At 69.4% G+C, this 18,695-nt stretch carries 14 protein-coding genes; 8 read left to right on the top strand and 6 right to left on the bottom strand.

Features of this window, described 5'->3' with window-relative positions; genetic code table 11:
- Positions 1 to 264 carry a hypothetical protein gene (locus AB0O48_RS10430; RefSeq protein ID WP_357569878.1) on the top strand — a complete coding sequence of 88 codons (264 nt, stop codon included), beginning with the start codon at positions 1 to 3 and terminating at the stop codon, positions 262 to 264.
- A gap of 314 nt (positions 265 to 578) precedes the next feature.
- Positions 579 to 4,109, top strand: coding sequence for a DNA polymerase III subunit alpha (gene dnaE / locus AB0O48_RS10425; protein WP_357569877.1), 3,531 nt, complete (start codon positions 579 to 581; stop codon positions 4,107 to 4,109).
- A gap of 52 nt (positions 4,110 to 4,161) precedes the next feature.
- On the opposite strand, the gene abc-f is transcribed toward dnaE, so the two are convergent.
- From abc-f to AB0O48_RS10410, 3 genes are all read right to left on the bottom strand, one after another.
- Complete coding sequence (gene abc-f / locus AB0O48_RS10420; protein WP_365064622.1) at positions 4,162 to 5,799, bottom strand: ribosomal protection-like ABC-F family protein; 1,638 nt, start codon at positions 5,797 to 5,799, stop codon at positions 4,162 to 4,164.
- A 409-nt stretch (positions 5,800 to 6,208) separates the two neighbouring features.
- On the bottom strand, positions 6,209 to 6,904 hold the full coding sequence (locus AB0O48_RS10415) for a response regulator (RefSeq protein WP_357245322.1): 696 nt from the start codon (positions 6,902 to 6,904) through the stop codon (positions 6,209 to 6,211).
- Positions 6,901 to 8,487: a sensor histidine kinase gene (locus tag AB0O48_RS10410; RefSeq protein WP_365064618.1), complete on the bottom strand. Its 1,587-nt coding sequence runs from the start codon at positions 8,485 to 8,487 to the stop codon at positions 6,901 to 6,903. The genes AB0O48_RS10415 and AB0O48_RS10410 overlap by 4 nt, the downstream gene beginning before the upstream one ends.
- 100 nt (positions 8,488 to 8,587) lie before the next feature.
- Between AB0O48_RS10410 and AB0O48_RS10405 the strand changes: the two genes are divergently transcribed.
- The 4 genes from AB0O48_RS10405 (at position 8,588) to AB0O48_RS10390 (ending at position 12,718) form a co-directional block, all read left to right on the top strand.
- The gene (locus AB0O48_RS10405) at positions 8,588 to 9,967 is read left to right on the top strand and encodes a cation:dicarboxylase symporter family transporter (RefSeq protein ID WP_357245318.1); all 1,380 of its coding nucleotides are present in this window, start codon (positions 8,588 to 8,590) and stop codon (positions 9,965 to 9,967) included.
- A 235-nt stretch (positions 9,968 to 10,202) separates the two neighbouring features.
- Positions 10,203 to 11,414 (top strand): transcriptional regulator, encoded by a 1,212-nt coding sequence (locus tag AB0O48_RS10400; RefSeq protein ID WP_357245316.1) that lies wholly within the window; start codon positions 10,203 to 10,205, stop codon positions 11,412 to 11,414.
- A 431-nt stretch (positions 11,415 to 11,845) separates the two neighbouring features.
- The gene (locus AB0O48_RS10395; protein ID WP_357245314.1) at positions 11,846 to 12,019 is read left to right on the top strand and encodes a hypothetical protein; all 174 of its coding nucleotides are present in this window, start codon (positions 11,846 to 11,848) and stop codon (positions 12,017 to 12,019) included.
- Positions 12,020 to 12,205: 186 nt separating this feature from the next.
- On the top strand, positions 12,206 to 12,718 hold the full coding sequence (locus tag AB0O48_RS10390) for a DUF6069 family protein (RefSeq protein WP_365064613.1): 513 nt from the start codon (positions 12,206 to 12,208) through the stop codon (positions 12,716 to 12,718).
- Positions 12,719 to 12,727: 9 nt separating this feature from the next.
- Here the strand turns inward: AB0O48_RS10390 and AB0O48_RS10385 are convergent, their stop codons facing one another.
- Both AB0O48_RS10385 and AB0O48_RS10380 read right to left on the bottom strand, forming a co-directional pair.
- The gene (locus AB0O48_RS10385) at positions 12,728 to 13,723 is read right to left on the bottom strand and encodes a helix-turn-helix domain-containing protein (RefSeq protein ID WP_365064610.1); all 996 of its coding nucleotides are present in this window, start codon (positions 13,721 to 13,723) and stop codon (positions 12,728 to 12,730) included.
- A 108-nt stretch (positions 13,724 to 13,831) separates the two neighbouring features.
- Positions 13,832 to 14,974 (bottom strand): serine hydrolase domain-containing protein, encoded by a 1,143-nt coding sequence (locus AB0O48_RS10380; protein WP_357569871.1) that lies wholly within the window; start codon positions 14,972 to 14,974, stop codon positions 13,832 to 13,834.
- A 53-nt stretch (positions 14,975 to 15,027) separates the two neighbouring features.
- Between AB0O48_RS10380 and AB0O48_RS10375 the strand changes: the two genes are divergently transcribed.
- Positions 15,028 to 15,606 (top strand): helix-turn-helix transcriptional regulator, encoded by a 579-nt coding sequence (locus AB0O48_RS10375; protein WP_357245306.1) that lies wholly within the window; start codon positions 15,028 to 15,030, stop codon positions 15,604 to 15,606.
- A 14-nt stretch (positions 15,607 to 15,620) separates the two neighbouring features.
- Here the strand turns inward: AB0O48_RS10375 and AB0O48_RS10370 are convergent, their stop codons facing one another.
- On the bottom strand, positions 15,621 to 16,043 hold the full coding sequence (locus AB0O48_RS10370; RefSeq protein ID WP_357245304.1) for a hypothetical protein: 423 nt from the start codon (positions 16,041 to 16,043) through the stop codon (positions 15,621 to 15,623).
- Positions 16,044 to 16,859: 816 nt separating this feature from the next.
- Here AB0O48_RS10370 and AB0O48_RS10365 point away from each other — a divergent pair.
- Entirely contained in the window at positions 16,860 to 18,686 is a 1,827-nt protein-coding gene (locus AB0O48_RS10365; RefSeq protein ID WP_365064605.1) for an alpha-galactosidase, read from the top strand.
- The last annotated feature ends 9 nt before the right edge of the window (positions 18,687 to 18,695 follow it).

The following is an 18,695-nucleotide window of genomic DNA, read 5'->3' as shown; positions in this document are numbered from 1 at the left end:
GTGCATCATCTTCTGCATCAGGAATACGACGTAACGGTAATCGCGGGTCGGCCCTGGGGGTTGGAGGTTGAGTTCGAGGACGGGACGCGAGGGCTGATCGACAACACTAAGGATCCCGCCTGGACTGCTGATGACCGTTCGTCTGCCGTCGGCGACGTGCTTCACGTCGTCGTGATCGATGACCAGCGCGAGCCACTTCGGCTCAGTGGACTCGATGTCGACCTAAAGATTGCCCGGAAGAAGAGGTCCACGATGGGCGGGTAGTCAGCCTATCGAGCCGGGAGGCCCCGCCGAGATCGTTACCGTTCTCTGCGGGGCCTCCTGGTGCTCCGGAGGCACCTCGATGATTCGCCTGGCGAGGTGAGTTGGCGGCGATGTCGTGCTTGACCCAAGGTCATCGCGGATCGGTTCGGTGGGGCGCGGGGTGTCTGCCCCCGGCGAGGCGCCAATGGCTGCCGCGCGACGAGACGCGGGCCACGGCCGCCGGCGCGGACGGTGGAGCCGTCGAGATCACCTCGGTAGGGTAGGTCCCGGTCGGCTCCGACCAACAAGATCCACACCGCCGGGGGGCGCCAGGCATGGCCGATTCGTTCGCGCATCTGCACGTGCACACCGAATACTCGATGCTCGACGGAGCGGCCCGGCTGAAGGACCTGTTCGCCGAGGCCAACCGGCTGGGCATGCCGGCGGTGGCGATCACCGACCACGGCAACATGCACGGGGCGAACGACTTCTACAACCAGGCGATGGCCGCCGGGATCACCCCGATCCTGGGCGTCGAGGCGTACGTGGCGCCGGAGTCGCGCTACCACAAGGCGCGGGTCAAGTGGGGTCGGCCGGAGCAGAAGAGCGACGACGTCTCGGGTAACGGCGCGATCACCCACAAGACGATGTGGGCGAAGAACGCGCAGGGCCTGAAGAACCTGTTCACGCTCAACTCGCGCGCGTCCATGGAGGGGCACTACGTCAAGTGGCCCCGGATGGACATGGAGTTGATCGCCGAGCACGCCGAGGGGATCATGGCCACCACCGGCTGCCCGTCCGGCGCGGTGCAGACCCGGCTGCGGCTGGGCCAGTTCGACGAGGCGCTCAAGGTCGCGGCGAGCTACCAGGACATCTTCGGCAAGGACAACTACTTCCTGGAGATCATGGATCACGGCCTCTCCATCGAGAGCCGGGTCCGCGAGGGGCTCACCGAGATCGCCCGCAAGCTGGACATCCCGCCGGTGGTCACCAACGACTCGCACTACACCCACGAGGCGCAGGCCACCGCCCACGACGTGCTGCTCTGCGTGCAGACCGGCAGCAACATCGACGACCCCAACCGGTTCCGCTTCGAGGGTGGCGGCTACTTCGTCAAGAGCGCCGACCAGATGCGCGCGGTGGACTCGTCCGAGCTGTGGCAGCAGGGGTGCCGCAACACGCTGCTGGTCGCCGAGAAGGTCGACCCGAAGGGCATGTTCGAGTTCCACAACCTGATGCCGCGCTTCCCGGTGCCCGACGGGGAGACCGAGGAGTCCTGGTTCCGCAAGGAGACGTTCGCCGGCCTGGGCCGCCGCTACCCGAACGGCATCCCGGAGGGGCACGTCGTCCAGGCCGAGTACGAGCTGGGCGTCATCAACCAGATGGGCTTCCCGTCGTACTTCCTCGTGGTCGCCGACTTCATCCAGTGGGCCAAGAGCCAGGGCATCTCGGTCGGTCCGGGTCGTGGTTCGGCCGCCGGCTCGCTCGTCGCGTACGCGCTGGGCATCACCGACCTGGACCCGATCCAGCACGGCCTGATCTTCGAGCGGTTCCTCAACCCCGAGCGCGTGTCGATGCCGGATGTCGACATCGACTTCGACGAGCGTCGGCGCGGTGAGGTGATCAAGTACGTCACCGACAAGTGGGGTGAGGACAAGGTCGCCCAGATCGCCACGTTCGGCACGATCAAGGCGAAGGCCGCGATCAAGGACTCGGCCCGGGTGCTTGGTTTCCCGTACGCGGTCGGCGACCGGATCACCAAGGCGATGCCGCCGGCAGTGATGGGCAAGGACATCCCGCTCACCGGCATCTTCGACACCAAGCACCCCCGCTACGCCGAGGCCGGCGAGATCCGCGGCCTGTACGACTCCGACCCGGACGTCCGCAAGGTGATCGACACCGCGAAGGGCATCGAGGGGCTGATCCGGCAGACCGGTGTGCACGCCGCCGGCGTCATCATGTCCGCCGAGCCGATCATCGAGCACATCCCGTTGACGCGCCGCGACGCCGACGGGGCGATCATCACGCAGTTCGACTACCCGACCTGCGAGTCGCTCGGGCTGCTGAAGATGGACTTCCTCGGCCTGCGCAACCTGACGATCATCGACGACGCCGTCAAGAACATCGAACTCAACCACGGCCTCAAGCTCGACCTGCTGGCCCTGCCGCTGGACGACCCGGCCGCGTACGAGCTGCTGGCCCGCGGTGACACCCTGGGCGTGTTCCAGCTCGACGGTGGGCCGATGCGGTCCCTGCTGCGGTTGATGAAGCCGGACAACTTCGAGGACATCTCCGCGGTCCTGGCCCTGTACCGACCCGGCCCGATGGGCGTCGACTCGCACACCAACTACGCGCTGCGCAAGAACGGCCTCCAGGAGATCACCCCGATCCACCCGGAGCTGGAGGAGCCGCTGCGGGAGATCCTGGCACCCACCCACGGCCTGATCGTCTACCAGGAGCAGGTGCAGCGCGCCGCGCAGATCCTCGCCGGCTACACCCTCGGTCAGGCGGACCTGCTGCGCCGGGCCATGGGTAAGAAGAAGAAGGAGATCCTCGACAAGGAGTTCATCCCGTTCCGGGACGGCTGCCGCGAGCGCGGCTACTCCGACGAGGCGATCCAGGCCGTGTGGGACGTCCTGGTGCCGTTCGCCGGGTACGCCTTCAACAAGGCGCACTCCGCCGCGTACGGCCTGGTGTCCTACTGGACCGCGTACCTCAAGGCGCACTACCCGGCCGAGTACATGGCCGGGCTGCTGACGTCCGTCGGTGACGACAAGGACAAGATGGCGCTCTACCTGTCCGAGTGTCGCCGGATGCGGATCCAGGTGCTGCCACCGGACGTGAACACCTCGGCCGGACCGTTCACCCCGGTCGGCAAGGACATCCGCTTCGGTCTGGCCGCGGTGCGCAACGTCGGCGCGAACGTGGTCGCCTCGATCATGCGGTGCCGGGAGGAGAAGGGCGACTACGCCGACTTCTACGACTTCCTGTCCAAGGTGGACGCGGTGGTCTGCAACAAGAAGACAATCGAATCGCTGATCAAGGCCGGCGCGTTCGACTCCCTCGAGCACCCCCGCAAGGGCCTGCTCGCGGTGCACGCGGACGCCATCGACGCGTACGCCGACGTGAAGCGCAAGGAGGCGGTCGGCCAGTACGACCTGTTCGGCGCCGGCTTCGGCGACGCCGACACCGGCAGCACGACGGTGATGCCGGTCATCAGCGAGAGCGAGTGGGACAAGCGCGACAAGCTGGCGTTCGAGCGCGAGATGCTCGGCCTGTACGTCTCCGACCACCCACTGTTCGGCCTGGAGCACGTCCTCGGCGCGGCGGCGGACACCACGATCGCCTCCCTGGCCGAGGAGGGCGCGGTGCCCGACGGCGCGGTGGTCACCCTCGCCGGCATCCTGTCCGGAGTGCAGCGCCGGGTCACCAAGCAGGGCCGGGCCTGGGCCTCGGCCACCCTGGAGGACCTGGCCGGTGGGGTCGAGACGCTGTTCTTCCCCAACACCTACGAGGTGATCGGGCAGTACATCGCCGAGGACGCCATCGTGGTGGTCAAGGGTCGGGTGGACCGCCGCGACGACACCCCACGGATCATGGCGATGGACATGTCCATGCCGGACGTCAGCACCAGCGCCACCAACAAGCCGGTCACCCTCACCATTCCGGTGCACCGCTGCACACCGCCGCTGGTGGAGAAACTGAAGGAGACCCTGGTGCTGCATCCCGGCGACACCGAGGTGCACGTCAAACTCCAGAACGGCGGCCGCACCACCACCCTGCGGCTGGGTCCGTTCCGGGTGGCGGCGACGACCGCGCTGATGGGTGACCTGAAGAGCGTCCTCGGCCCGGCCAACGTGAGCTGACGGGTCCGCGGCCCGGCCGGCGTACATCCGGCCGGGCCGCGGACGGCCGGGCTCAGTCCCGGTCGGGGGCCGCGATCTCCCGCAGCTGGCCGTCGGCCAGCCGCAACCACCGCTGCACGCCGACCTCGGCGAGGAACCGTTCGTCGTGGCTGACCACGACAAACGCCCCCTGGTACGCGGACAGCGCACTCTCCAACTGGGCGACGCTGACCAGGTCCAGGTTGTTCGTCGGCTCGTCGAGCAGCAGCAGTTGCGGCGCCGGCTCGGCGCAGAGCACACACGCGAGGGTGGCGCGCAGCCGCTCACCGCCGGAGAGCACCCCGACGGGCAGGTTCACCCGGGAGCCCCGGAACAGGAACCGGGCCAGCAGGTTCATCCGCCGGGCATCCGGCAGGCTCGGCGCGTACGCGGCGAAGTTCTCCGCCACCGTGCGGTCGAGGTCCAGCAGGTCCAGCCGCTGCGACAGGTACGCGATCCGCCCGTCGCCGCGCTTCAGCTCGCCGCCCGTCGGTTCCAGGTCGCCGTTGACGAGGCGCAGCAGGGTCGACTTGCCGACGCCGTTCGCCCCGGTGAGCGCGATCCGCTCCGGCCCCCGGATCACCAGGTCGGCGCCGTCGCCGCCGAACAGTTCCCGATCGTCGAAGCGGGCCCGCATCCCCTGGCCGGAGAAGACGGTGCGCCCGCCGGGGACGGTGGTGTCCGGCAGGTCGACGGTGATGGTGTCCTCGTCGCGTACCGCCCGGCCGGCCTCGTCGAGGCGGGCCTTGGCCTCGCCGAGCCGGGCCGAGTGCGTCCCCTGCGCCTTGCCCGCCGACTCCTGCGCGCTGCGCTTGAGCCCACCGGCCACGATCCGGGCCAGTCCGGCGTTCTTCAGGTTCTTGGAGGCGTTGCTGGCCCGCCGGTCGGCCCGCTCCCGGGCCTGCTGCATCTCCCGCTTCTCCCGCTTGACCTCCTGCTCGGCGTTGCGCAGGTTGCTCTCGGCCACCTCCCGCGCCGCCTGCACCGCCTCGGTGTACGCGGTGAAGTTGCCCCCGTACCAGTTGATCTCACCGCGCTCCAGCTCGGCGATGCGGTCCATCCGGTCCAGCAGCTCCCGGTCGTGGCTGACCAGCAGCAGGCACCCCGACCAGTCGGACAGCACGTCGTAGAGCTTGTGCCGCGCCTCCACGTCCAGGTTGTTCGTCGGTTCGTCGAGCAGCAGCACGTCCGGGCGGCGCAGCAGTTGCGCCGCCAGGCCGAGGGAGACCACCTGGCCGCCGCTGAGGGTGTGCAGCCGCCGGTCGAGCGCCAGGTCACCGAGGCCGAGCCGGTCCAGTTCGGCGCGGGTGCGCTCCTCGATGTCCCAGTCGTCGCCGATGGTGGCGAAGTGTGCCTCGCTGGCGTCGCCGGCCTCGATGGCGTGCAGCGCCGCGATCCGCTCGGCGACGCCGAGCACCTGCGCCACGGTCAGGTCGCCGACCATCGGCAGGGTCTGCGGAAGGTAGCCGAGCAGGCCGTCGACGGTGACGCTGCCACCGCTGGGCGGCAGCTCCCCGGCGATCAGCCGCAGCAGGGTGCTCTTGCCGGCGCCGTTGGGCGCGACCAGGCCGGTGCGCCCTCCCGGGACGGTGAAGGACAACTCCGAGAAGACCGGGGTGTCGTCCGGCCAGGAGAAGGAAAGGTTCGAGCAGACGATGAACGCATCAGACATGAGAGTGACCTCAAAGGGTGGGGTGGGCGCGCCTAGGTCGCCCGACGACACGGGACCGGTGGAACGACGACATGGCCTCGGCGGCTGCGCCTACGCGCGCCGAACCGATGGCCGAACACGTCCGGTCTCACCCGGAGATGTCGTCGTCACCCGCCATGTCTGGTCTCCCTGGTCGTGTCACCAACCCAACTCGCCAAGTCTAACAACGGATCTTCACCCCGCCACCGGGTTCCCGACCAGGCGGTGCTCCGGCGTGGGGCACGTGGCCCCAAGATCGTGCTCGAACCTGGATGTAGTGGTGTCGGGCGTCCCGGATGCCACTACAACCAGGATATTGCGCGATCTTGCGGCGGGGCACTCACCGGGAGGCACGGCTCGAGAGACCTACCGGCTCGGCGCGGAAGCACGGTCACCTTGGGCGGTACTCGACCTCGGGGCGGCCGGGGGTGCCGTAGCGGGGGCTGCGGACCGCGCGGTCGACGGTCACCAGGTATTCGAGGTAGCGGCGTGCGGTCACCCGGGAGATGCCGGTCAGCCCGCTCACCTCGGTCGCGGACAGTCCCGCCTGTGGGCCGGTCCCGTCGGTGAGCGCCGCGCGTACCCGATTGAGGGTCTGCGCGTCGAGCCCCTTGGGCAGGCTGTGCCCGGCGGTGCCGCGCAGGGTGGCGAACATGTGGTCCACCTCGTGCTGGGCGGCGACCTCGCCGTCGGCGAGCGCCTGGGCGCGATAGTCGGCGTAGCGTTCCAGCTTGTCGCGGAACGCCGCGAACGTGAACGGTTTGAGCAGGTAGTGGGTCACCCCGAGGGACACCGCGGTGCGTACCACCGCCAGGTCCCGGGCGGAGGTCACCGCGAGCACGTCGACGTTGCTGCCGGCGGCCCGCAGCGCCCGGCAGACGTCCAGGCCGTGCAGGTCGGGCAGCCGAAAATCCAGGAGTACGAGGTCCACGTCGCCGCCGTCGCCCGCGCGCAACGCCGCCATCGCGGCCCGCGCGGTGTGCGCCACCCCGACCACCACGAAACCGGGAACCCGTTCGGTGTACGCGGTGTGCGCCTCGGCCAGCAGCGGCTCGTCCTCGACGACCAGCACCCGGATGTCGGTCATCGCGGGGCACCGCCGACCGGTAGGTGGACCGTGAACAGGCTGCCCCCGTCGTCCGAGCGGGTCACCTCGTAGCGGCCACCGTGGCGGCGGACCACCTGCCCGATCAGCGCCAGACCGAGACCCCGTCCGGTGCTCTTCGTGGACCAGCCGCGCCGGAACGCGTCCGCCACCCGGTCCGCGGCCAGCCCGGGTCCGCTGTCGGCGACCCGGACCACCAGTTCGTCGTCGACGGCGCCGACGAAGACCCGTACCGTGCGCGGCGGGGGCGTGCCGGCGACCGCCTCCAGGGCGTTGTCGATCAGGTTGCCGACGACAGTGAGCAGGTCGTTGGTGGGCAGTGGGCTGTCGTCGAGGCGGCAGTCCGGCTCGATGACCAGGTCCACGCCGCGCTCGCCGGCCTGTGCCGACTTGCCGAGCAGCAGCGCGGCCAGGGCCGGCTCGGTGACCGCGTCGACCACCCGGTCGGTCAGCTGTTGCGCCAGGGCCAGGTCCCGGGTGCCGAGCCGGACCGCCTCGTCAGTTCGGCCCAGCTCTACCAGCGTCAGGACCGTGTGCAACCGGTTGGCCGACTCGTGGGTCTGCGCCTGCAACGCCTCGGTCAGCGCACGGACCGAGTCCAACTCGCTGGCCAGCGTGCGTAGCTCGGTCTGGTCGCGCAGGGTCAGCACGGTGCCGAGGGGCGCCCCCTCGAAGCGGGCGGTCCGCTGGTTGGCCACCAGCACCCGGTCACCGGCCAGCATGGGCTCGTCGAGGGCGTCGCGGCCGGAGTCGAGCAGCTCGGCCACCGCGGGCGGCAGGTCGATCCCGGCCACCGGCCGGTCGGTGACCGGCTCGTCGGCGTCGAGGCCCAGCAGGCGCCGACCCTCGTCGTTGATCAGCGCCACCCGCCGATCGGTGGTCAGCACCACGAGACCCTCGCGTACCGAGTGCAGGACCGCGTCGTAGTACTCGTACATCCGGGTCATCTGCGTCGGTCCCAGGCCGTGGGTCTGCCGGCGTAGCCGGCGGCTGAGCAGCCACGAACCGGTCGCGGCGAGGGCGAGCGCCGGCGTCGCGACGCCCAGCAGCACGGGAAGTTGGCGCAGCAGCTTGCGGTTGATGGCCCGGGTGGTGATGCCCACCGACACCAGGCCGACGATGCGCTTCTGCTCGTCGTACACCGGCACCACCGCGCGCACCGACTCGCCGAGCGTCCCGACGTTGGTGGTGGTGAACGCGCGGCCCGCCAGGGCGGGCCCGATGTCGCCGACGAACGGCTCGCCGATGCGGTCCCGGGTCGGGTGCGAGAAACGGGTGCGGTCGGGGGCCATCACCACCACGAAGTCGGTGCCCGTGGCCCGCCAGGTCGATTCGGCGTACGGCTGAAGGATGCTGGCCGGGTCGGCGGTCGTGAGGGCCGCGCGGACGTCGGGGGAGCCGGCCACGGTCTGCGCCACCGCGAGCACCTTCTCCTGCGCGGCCTGGCGGGAGTCGACGCGGGCCAGCCAGGCCGCGCCCGCCGCGCCGGCCAGCACGAGCAGCGTCACCACCATCGCCTGGAGGGCGAAGAGTTGCCCCGCGATGCTCCACTGCCGTCGAGCCACCTTCACCACCTCCTCGTCGCGCCGCTGCCGTTGTCGAGTCAGCGGTGAACAGAATGACCGCAAGGCTGTCAACGGGTGAGACACGGTTCACATTGTCGACATGGACACCACCACATCCGCCACCACACCGGCACCGGCGGTCCGCCGGGACCGTACCCGCTACCTGTACCTCGCCGTCATCGTGGCCGTGCTCGCCGGCATCGTGGTCGGCCTGGTCGCCCCCGATTTCGGCAAGGAACTCAAGCCGGTCGGCACCGGTTTCGTCAACCTGATCAAGATGATGATCAGCCCGGTCATCTTCTGCACGATCGTGCTCGGCGTCGGCTCCGTCCGGCAGGCCGCGAAGGTCGGCAAGGTCGGCGGCCTGGCGCTGGGCTACTTCCTGACCATGTCGACGGTCGCGCTCGCCATCGGCCTGGTCGTCGGCAACCTCATCCACCCCGGCTCCGGCCTGGACCTCGGCCAGGACCTCGCGGGCGCGGGCAAGGCCGCCGCCGGAGACGAGGCCGGCGGTACGACGGAATTCCTGCTCGGGATCATCCCGACCACGCTGTTCTCCGCCCTCACCGAGGGGGAGGTGCTCCAGACGCTGCTGGTGGCGCTGCTCGTCGGCTTCGCCGTGCAGGCGATGGGCCGGCGCGGTGAGCCCGTGCTCGGCGCGATCGCCGTCATCCAGCGGGTCGTCTTCAAGGTCCTCGCCATGATCATGTGGCTGGCGCCGGTCGGCGCGTTCGGTGCCATGGCCGCCGTCGTCGGCGCGACAGGCGTGGACGCCCTCAAGAGCCTCGCCCAGATCATGCTCGGCTTCTACGCCACCTGTCTGATCTTCGTGCTGGTCATCCTGGGCGCGCTGCTCTGGTTCGTGGCCCGGATCTCGATCTTCTCGCTGCTGCGGTACCTGGGCCGGGAGTTCCTGCTGATCCTGTCGACCTCCTCGTCGGAGTCGGCGCTGCCGCGGCTCATCGCGAAGATGGAGCACTTCGGCGTGAGCAAGCCGGTCGTGGGCATCACGGTGCCGACCGGGTACTCCTTCAACCTGGACGGCACGGCGATCTACCTGACCATGGCGTCGCTGTTCATCGCCGACGCGCTGGGCAACCCGCTCTCCATCGGCGAGCAGATCTCGCTGCTGCTGTTCATGATCATTGCTTCGAAGGGCGCGGCGGGCGTCACCGGCGCCGGCATCGCGACCCTGGCCGGCGGGCTCCAGTCGCACCGGCCCGACCTGGTGGACGGGGTCGGCCTGATCGTCGGCATCGACCGGTTCATGTCGGAGGCCCGCGCGCTCACCAACTTCGCCGGCAACGCGGTGGCGACCGTGCTGGTCGGCACCTGGACCGGCGAGTTCGACCGGGACCGGGCGGTCGGAGTGCTCAAGGGCGACGACCCGTTCGACGAGGCCACGATGCTCGACGAGCACGACGACGATTCGGCGGCACGCCCCGACGAAGCCACCACGCCGGCCGGCGTCCCCGCCTGACCGTCCCGCCTGTTGGTCCACGGCGATGATCGACACGGGATCGGCAATATCGGGGTGTCCGAGCGCGTAGGAGACCCCGATATCGCTGACCTCGTGTCGATCACCACCGAAAGGCGCCGGGGTCGGGGCCGCGGGCGGGGGCGTGTGCGGGTTCCTGGGCGGCGCGCCGGTCGGTAGCGTGGGGCGTGGCGGCGGACGGGCCGGTACGACGTCCCGCGCCACGAGGAGGTTCGGGATGGATTCCCTGCCGGAGCTGACGTTCGGTCAGCGGCTCAAGGTCTACCGCGAGCGTTCGGGCAAGACTCGTGCCGTACTCGGCGGCCTGGTGGGTCGCAGCGCCGAGTGGGTCAAGGCAGTGGAGACCGACCGCATTCTGCCGCCGCGCGTCCACATGCTCGACCGGATCGCGCGTGCCCTCAAGGTCGACCTGTCGGTCCTGGTCGGGGAGTTGAGCGACCGCTCCGCGATCGTGAACGGGCCGGAACATCCGGCGCTCGCCTCGGTTCGGGACGCCGTGAACCGCTACACGTTCTCCGGCGACGCCACGCCTGAGCCGTTGGGTCGGCTCGGAAACCGTCTCGCTGCGGCCTGGCGGGCACGCCATCAGGCGCCGGACCATCGCACGGTGCTGGGCGCCCTCCTGCCGGACCTGCTCCGCGACGTCCAACGCGCGGCGTTGACCTACGAGGGTGACGAGCGTCGACGAGCCCAGGCGCTCTTGGGCGAGGCGCTCGGGCTCGCGCAGATGTTCCTCGCCTACCAGCCGGCCGCCGAGATTCTGTGGCGCGTCGCCGACCGCGCGATGGTGGCCGCGCAGGAGTCCGGTGATCCCGAGGCGCTGGCCTGCGCGGGGTGGTTTCTGTGCCAGGTGCACCGGGACGCGGGCGACTGGGACACCGCCATGGCGGTGACGCTAGACGTCCTCTCCGCCCTGGAGGCGCGTGCGTCCGACGCGAACACCAACCTCCTGGCCCTCTTCGGCGCGCTCCACTTCGAAGCCGCTTACACCGCTGCCCGAGCAGGTGAGGAGGGTCGTGCCTGGCGGTACTGGGACCACGCCGATCGGATCGCGCAGCGCCTGCCGCAGGGCTTCTACCAGCCGCAGACGTCGTTCTCCCGCGTCATCATGGGTGCCCACGCCGTCACCGTGGCCGTCGAGTTGCAGAAGTCCGGCGAAGCGGTGCGGCAGGCACGGCGCCACGACGCAGCAGCCATTCCGTCGCGACCCCGCCGCGCGCGACACCTCGTCGAGGTCGCCCGGGCCCATTACGGCAAGGGCGACAGTGACACCGCCATGGCGAACCTTCGCCAGGCGCACGAGTCGGCCCCGGAGACGGTCCGCTTCAACGGCTACGCCCGACAGATCACTCTGGACCTGCTCAGCGGGCCGCCGTCCAGCCGCGAGGACGCCCGAGATCTCGCACTGAAGGTCGGTCTCGTCTCTTGATCTAGGGGTACGAACTCTACCCACGATGCCCCGAAACCCTCCGTAACGTCCCCGCCACGGGATGCGGCGGGCGGTGCGGACTTCGCCTGGTCGCCGCGTCCCCCTCAACCTCAGGGGTGGCTGGCCGCCCTCGCCAAGACGGGGAGGACGCGTGCGACGCGTCTCGTACGACGAATACCTCGCGGTGGTCGCACTGACCCTGGCCCGTAGGCACCGGCCTGTCTGGTCCTGGCGGCATTGGCGACGAATCTGCTGTTGCGGAACCGACCTGCCGTGCCGAAGCCGTCATCGTCTCCCAATCAACCGCGACCACTGGCCCGCCCAGGGCACGTCGTGACGACCCTCCATCAGCCGACCTCACCGCTCTGGAACTGCGGGTACTGTGCTGCCGACTGGCCCTGCGAGCCGGGGCGCTTTCTCGGCTGGGTGCGGTGAGCATCATTCGGGCCGGAGACGAGAAGTTCCACTACAGCGACGGGTCACACAGGTGGATCCCGCCCAGCCCTGACTACGACCAGGAGGTCTGGGACGAGCAGGTCCGCCAGCACAAGCAGAGCCACCTGCGGAACGAGCACCCGAAGGTCCGCATCCAACGTCTCGTGTGACGCGCCGACCCGTGTCAGCTCGTTGCCCCGAAGCCGCCGTGCAGGGTGAGCGGCGACCATGACGCCCATCGGCCGGCGTGGCGCGATTGGCCATCCTGGTCGGCCTGACCCGATGACAGTGATGAGTTTCGGCGCCCCTGCCCGTCATACCTGCGACAGGACCTGACGAGGCGGAAGGATCACGTGATGAGTGCGGATACGCGGCTGAATGAGTTGGGCGTGAGCGGTTTTGGTGAGGTCGCCGAGCCGGCGGTGCACGTGCGCGGCTACCGGATGCTCGGGTCCGGCGCGGGCCCGGCACCGGGCCGGACCACCCGTGGGCTTGTCGGCACCGGCCTCGTCGCCGCGCTCGCAGCGGTGGTGGCCACCACCCTCGGCGCTGCGCTCGCCCAGGCCGTCGGCGTCGACTTCGAGGTCCCCGATGGTGGCGAGACGATCCCGTTGGCCGGGTTCGCCGTGGTGACCGGCTTCTTCACGGTCGTGGGCATCGTCATCGCCGCCGCGTTTCGTCGGTGGAGCGCTCGTCCCGCCAAGCGATTCGTGTGGACGACGGTGTCGCTGACCGCGATCTCGTTGGTCCCGCCGGTCATCTCCGGGGCAAGCGCCGCGACCATCGCCGCCCTCGTCGGGCTGCACCTGGTGCCTGCGGCGGTGACGATTCCCGTCCTCGCGCGGAGCCTCCGCACCCGAACCGACTGACCGGTCTCGTCAGCGACGCCGACCGGGCGCCGAGGGGGCGTTGCGGAAAGCTCGGGGGGACATGCCGAAGGCGGCGGTGAACACCCTGCTGAAGTGGGCCTGGGAGGGAAAGCCCCAGCGGGCGGCGACGGTGTGGATGGCCCGCCCGCGTTGCAGGGGATCGCGCAGGTCGCGCGCGCACCGGTCCAGTCGCCTCGTCCGGATGATGTCGGCGACGGTCTGGTCCTCAGCCTCGAACGCCCGGTGCAGGCTGCGGAGCGAGACGTGGTGCGCGGCCGCCACGGTGCCGGGGGAGAGATCCGGGTCGCCGAGGTGCTCGTCGATGAATGCCTTGACGCGCACGCGCAGGCTGTGCCCGCGTACCTCGGTCGGCAGGGCTTCGGTGAGGTCCAGGCGCTGGGCCAGTGTCGCGGAGATGAGGTCTCGGGCGACGATGCCCAGGAGTGGAACGTCGCGCTCCTGGTACTGCTCCGGGTGGCCCAACACCTGGTGTACGAAGTTGCTGAGCAGCGCGCCCATTCCCTCGACGGCGGAGATGTTGGTGCCGAGGAGCTGCGCGATCTTGTCGGGATGCAGCGGTACGAGACCGTGCGGCACGAGGATCGTCAGGGTGGTCAACAGACCCTCGTGCCGCGACCGCCCCTGGTGCGACGACCGATGCGGTCGCGACGTGTCGACGACGGCGAACTGCCCCGGCGTGAAGAGGTTGGTCCGCCGCTCCTGTTCCACCCCGCCGTGCCCGGACAACGGCAGCGCGAACTCGTACATCTCCGGGTCGCTGCGGCGGATGAACGTGCTGGTCCGCTGCATGTCCAGGGACGGGTACCGCCAGGACGACAGGACGATCTCACCCAGACTGATGACCTCGGCCCGGGCCTGGAAGTTTGCCGCGTGGGCACTGTGGATCCGCATCGGGACCGATTCACGCGCCACCAGGTCGTGCCAGTAACCGAACCGCTCACTCGCGGGCACCGCGGTCGTGTCCGCCGAGCCTACGGTGAGCACTGGCTACCTCGAATTCTGTCGATGTCGGCGACGGGTGACGGCAGCGCCGCCGACCGGAATGAGAAAATCACCTTAACTCCGGCTCAGGTTCGGCGCGTCGTCGTCGCCTCATGTTCGTAGAGCGCCCAGACACCGGGCCATCACCCGGTACGGGATGGCCTGGCCCCTGGTCTGGTCGACGGTGCCCACCAGGTGCAGGTCGAGCTGTGGACAGTGGAAGAGCCACGTCCCGGTGACTCCGGAATGGCCGACGAGCGTGACCGGGCGGCGGCCCGACGACATGAGCCGGCCGACCGTGAAGAACATGGTGCCCAGCCCGTACCTGAGGACGGGGATGTTGCGCAGCCGGTTGCGCCGCTCGGTGAGCAGCTGCCCTGAGCGGGTGTCCCGGAAGAGGGCACCACCAAGGAGCGCTCGCTGAAAGGTGAGGAGATCGGCGGTGGTGCTGAACAGGTCGTTGCAGGATCCGATCATCGAGGGCACCTCCACCCTGCGCTGCTTCGCGTAGAGCGGCGAGGGCGGTGCGGACGCCGCAGGTGGCGGAGGGTCCCCGGGGAGCCAGGTCTGCGTCAGGTCGAGCGGGCCGAGGATCCGTTCGGTCAGCAGGTCGGCGATCGACCGACCGGTCACCGTCTCCATGATGTGGATCAGCAGCTGGAAGCCGGTGTCGGAGTAGCGGGCCTTCTGTCGTATGGCACTGAGGTCCTGCGGCGTGAAGTGCGGGCGCTGCTGCTCGCGCGTGGTCCGCACGGTGTCCTCGAAGGTCCAGGCCAGATCCTGCCCGGTAGCCAGGCGCTCATTCAGGCTGGGGCCTTCCCGACGCTTCTCGAAGTGGTCGGGCAGGCCGGACGTGTGACTGGCGAGGTGGCGCACCGTGATCGCCGACGTCCGGTCGATTCCTCCGAGGACATGCAGGCCGGTCGTCGTCTCCGCCGGCAGGTAGCTGGTGATCGGCGCGGACAGGTCGAGTTCACCGCGTTCGTGCGCCTGCAGAACCAGCGCGATGATGAACCGCTTGGTGACGCTGGCGATGAAGAACGGGGTGTCGGGACGCACCGGTTGATCGTGGGCGCCGACCGGCCCGCAGGCAGCCGACCAGCGCAGCGTCCCGTCGCCGCTGGCGACGGCGAGGTTGGCGTGGTGTACGCCGCGGTGCGCGACGAGATTCTCCAGCAAGCCCCTCAGTCGCGCGTCGACACCGGCGGGAACGTGATTGTCGTGAGCGGTGATTGTGGTCAGTGACGATCTCACCAGCATATGTCTACTAGACATGTCTCTGAGAGGCAACAACCTAGACTCGGCCAATGGCCCACGTGATCCTTGGTCTGCTCCTGATCACCCCGCAGACCTTCTACGACCTCATCAAGGGATTCGAGGCCGGCGTCGCGCTCTTCTACAGCGCCAGTTCCGGAAGCATCAAACGGGCGCTGGACACCCTGCTCACCCGAGGGCTCATCGAGGTGGCCAGCACCGAAGCCGGCGGGCGGGGACGGAAGGTGTACCGCGTCACCGACGCCGGCCGGCAGGAGTTCCACGCGTGGATGACCGGAGAGCTGACCGGGTCCGATCTGGAAACCGCGGCGCTGTCCCGGCTCTACTTCCTCGGTCTGCTGAAGCCAGACGAACGCGTACCGGCGCTGCGCGGTGTCACGGGTCGCATCGAGAACGACCTCGCCAGGCTCTCGGCCCTCGCCACGCACCTCCGAGACCTGGAGGTGCCCGAGGAGCACCGCGACCTCGCCACCCATCAACGCGCAACGCTCGACTACGGCATCGCCGCACACCGCTTCACGCTCGACTGGTTCCGCGATCACATCAACCGACACGAGCCGGGCCACCTGCGCGACGAGGATCCGAAGGTCCGCATCCGGCGCCTCGGGTGACGCGCCGACCCGTGTCAGCTCGTCGCACCCAGAGCCGCCGCGCAGAACTCGGCTGGTGGCAGGTATTCGTGGACGGAGACGTAGTGGAGCAGGAGCTGAGGTGCGGCGTACACGACGCCGTCGCCCTGGACCTGGAACTCGGCGCTCTCGCGGGCGATCATGCCCAGCCGAATGGCTTCTCTGGCGTCACCGCCGATGTCCCGGATGCAGATCTCGCAGAAGTGGTATCCGCGTGTCTGGCGGACCCGCACCGTGGCCAGCTTCGTCAGGGCTGGCATCAGGCCGTCCGGGGGAGCGCCGGTCGGGAACGGATGCGCGGCGTCCAGCCAACCGACGTTGAGCAGCGGCAGGTCCGGCCACGGCTCGTCGGTTAACCCTGGCTCGTCCTCACGCCGCTCCAGGTACGTGTACGGCGTCAGGTCCGCGAAATAGGTCACGACCCATACGTACCATCGGCGCACCTGGCTCCGATCGGCGGGCCGGCGGGCCGGCGGCCGGCGGCCGGCGGTGACTGTCCGTCACCTCCGTAGGGGCGGATGCGGTGGTGAGCGGTATGACCCAGAGTCATATTTATGACCTTGAGTCATACCGCTCGACAGCACATCGACATGGCGGGCAGCCAAGCGCCGGGCGACTGGCTGCCGTGCTCGTCTAGCGAACCAACGCGCCGACCAACGTCGCGATGGCTGCCACGAAGGCAGTGACTACCGGGCCAAGGGTGCGGATGTACGCCAGGACGATGCCATGGCGCCGTGTCCGGCTGCCGTCGTCCTCCGTGATCCGCTGCCCTTCGATGTCTGGCCCCTGAGGGGTTAGAGTCAAGGCGGCTCCTTCCGTTGCGTGCGGTCGAGTCGATTGCGGCGTCCGGTTGCACCCGGGCGCCGCTTTGTTTGGGCGGCGCTGAGCCGTTCGATCGATGCAGCATCCCATGCAGGGCACGAGATCTGCACTTTCGCCTTACTGTTGTCACGAACGTGACGTCTTCGGATCATCAATCGATACTGTTGTCACGAACGTGACGTCTTCGGATCATCAATCGATCGGAATCCGGCCCGGGTGCTCGGGCCATGCCGGGCGCTTGGTGTGCCGCGTGATGGCAGCAGGCAGTGCTTCGCCGCCTGCCGGCTGACGCCGGTGCCTTCCAGGATCGGCGGGCCGACGGTGCGTGCCGAGGTCGCCCGACCGCTGCCGCACTTGACAGTCGATGTGTGAGCGTTAACATCGACAAGCACCACTGTCTGTCGGGAGGTCCGATGACGCTCGTCCTCGCGCGTTCCACCGCACGTCGGATGGCCGGGCTCACGGCTCTGGTCGTGCTGCTCGCCGTCGGCCTCACCGTCATCTCCCCGAAGCCGGCCGCGGCCTGGGACAACGGCACGGCGGACACCCCGCCGATGGGCTGGAACAGCTACGACTCGTTCAACTGGCGCGTCACCGAGTCCGACGTCCGGGCCAACGCCGACTACATGCGCGACAACCTGCGCCAGCACGGTTGGCAGTACGTCGTCATCGACTGGGCCTGGTACTACCCCGGCCAGCACAACAACAGCCCCAACCAGGACGCCAGCCTCAACCCCCGGCTACGGATGGACGCCAACGGGCGGCTGCTGCCGGACACCACGCGGTTCCCCTCGGCGGCGGGCGACAACGGGTTCAAGCCCCTCGCCGACTACGTGCACACCCAGGGGTTGAAGTTCGGCGTCCACCTGATGCGCGGCATCCCCCGGCAGGCGGTGGCCGACAACGTGCCCATCCTCGGCACCAACTGTCGAGCCAACCAGATCAACAACAGCACCACCGCGGCCTGGCTCAACCTGATGTGGGGCCTGAACATGTCCAACGCCTGCGCGCAGGCGTACCTGGACTCGGTGTTCCAACTCCTGGCCGGCTGGGGCGTCGACTACGTGAAGGTGGACGACATCGCGGCCCCGACGTACCGGCAGTCCGAGGTCGAGGGTTACCGGACGGCGATCCAGCGCAGCGGTCGGCCGATGGTGCTGAGCCTCTCGCCCGGCGCGACACCACTGGCCAGCGGCGGGCACGTGCGGGACAACGCGCACATGTGGCGCATCGTCAACGACCTGTGGGACAACTGGTCGTCGCTCGACGCGCTCTTCGACCAGTTGCGCAACTGGACGCCGTACCGAACGACCGGTGCCTGGCCTGATCCGGACATGATCCCGATCGGGCGGCTGTCGAAGTACGGCCCGGTCGGCGCACCCCGCTACTCCGCGCTCACCACCGACGAGCAGCGCACGCTGATGACCCTGTGGGCGATCAACCGGGCGCCGCTGATGTGGGGCGGCAACCTGGTCGAGAACCGCGCCGCCGAGCTGGCGTTGATGACGAACGCGGCGGTGCTCGCCGTCGACCAGAACAGCGCCAACAACCGGCAGCTCGTCGGCGGCACCCGGCAGGTGTGGACCGCCGACGTGCCGGGCACCGACCACCGGTACGTGGCCCTGTTCAACCGTGAGAGCGCCACCGCGAACGTCTCGCTGAACCTGGCCGACCTGGGCATCGGCTCCGCCACCGTCACCGATCTGTGGTCCGGCGCCGGCCTCGGCACCGCCACCGTCACCCTCACCCGGTCCATCCCCGCCCACGGGAGCGGGCTGTACCGGCTGGCGCCGCTGACCACCACCCCCACGCCGACCACCTCCACCGTGGCCGCGCGGCACAGCGGGAAGCTCCTCGACGTCTCCAACGCGTCCACCGCGGACGGCGCGAACGTCGTGCAGTGGGGCGCGAACGGGCAGGCCAACCAGCGGTGGCGGTTCCAGGACACCGGTGGTGGCTATTCCACGGTGACAAGCGTCAGCAGCGGCAAGTGCCTCGACGTGTACGGCGGCGCGAGTGCCACCGCCGACGGCGTCCGGGTCATCCAGTGGGCGTGCAACGGCGGCACCAACCAGCAGTGGCGCGTCGAGGATCTCGGCACCGGCTACGTCCGGCTCGTCGCCCGGCACAGCGGAAAGTGCCTGGACGTGCTGAACGCCGCCACCGCGGACGGCGCCCAGACCGTGCAGTGGACCTGCGGCACCGGCACCAGCCAACAGTGGCGACGCACCACCGTGTAGCGCTCAGCG

It is taken from the genome of Micromonospora sp. NPDC085948 (assembly GCF_040686315.1).
Lineage (GTDB): Bacteria > Actinomycetota > Actinomycetes > Mycobacteriales > Micromonosporaceae > Micromonospora.
The sequence above is the reverse complement of the archived record's forward strand: the minus strand, read 5'-3'. Positions and strand labels throughout refer to the sequence as shown.

What these genes read in the sequence shown, in the direction of transcription:
- AB0O48_RS10375 (WP_357245306.1), top strand. Translation starts at nt 15,028, where the DNA reads ATGGCCCACGTGATCCTTGGTCTGCTCCTGATCACCCCGCAGACCTTC.
- AB0O48_RS10365 (WP_365064605.1), top strand. Translation starts at nt 16,860, where the DNA reads ATGACGCTCGTCCTCGCGCGTTCCACCGCACGTCGGATGGCCGGGCTC.
- AB0O48_RS10415 (WP_357245322.1), bottom strand. Translation starts at nt 6,904, where the DNA reads ATGACCGACATCCGGGTGCTGGTCGTCGAGGACGAGCCGCTGCTGGCC.
- dnaE (WP_357569877.1), top strand. Translation starts at nt 579, where the DNA reads ATGGCCGATTCGTTCGCGCATCTGCACGTGCACACCGAATACTCGATG.
- AB0O48_RS10400 (WP_357245316.1), top strand. Translation starts at nt 10,203, where the DNA reads ATGGATTCCCTGCCGGAGCTGACGTTCGGTCAGCGGCTCAAGGTCTAC.
- AB0O48_RS10390 (WP_365064613.1), top strand. Translation starts at nt 12,206, where the DNA reads ATGAGTGCGGATACGCGGCTGAATGAGTTGGGCGTGAGCGGTTTTGGT.
- abc-f (WP_365064622.1), bottom strand. Translation starts at nt 5,799, where the DNA reads ATGTCTGATGCGTTCATCGTCTGCTCGAACCTTTCCTTCTCCTGGCCG.
- AB0O48_RS10405 (WP_357245318.1), top strand. Translation starts at nt 8,588, where the DNA reads ATGGACACCACCACATCCGCCACCACACCGGCACCGGCGGTCCGCCGG.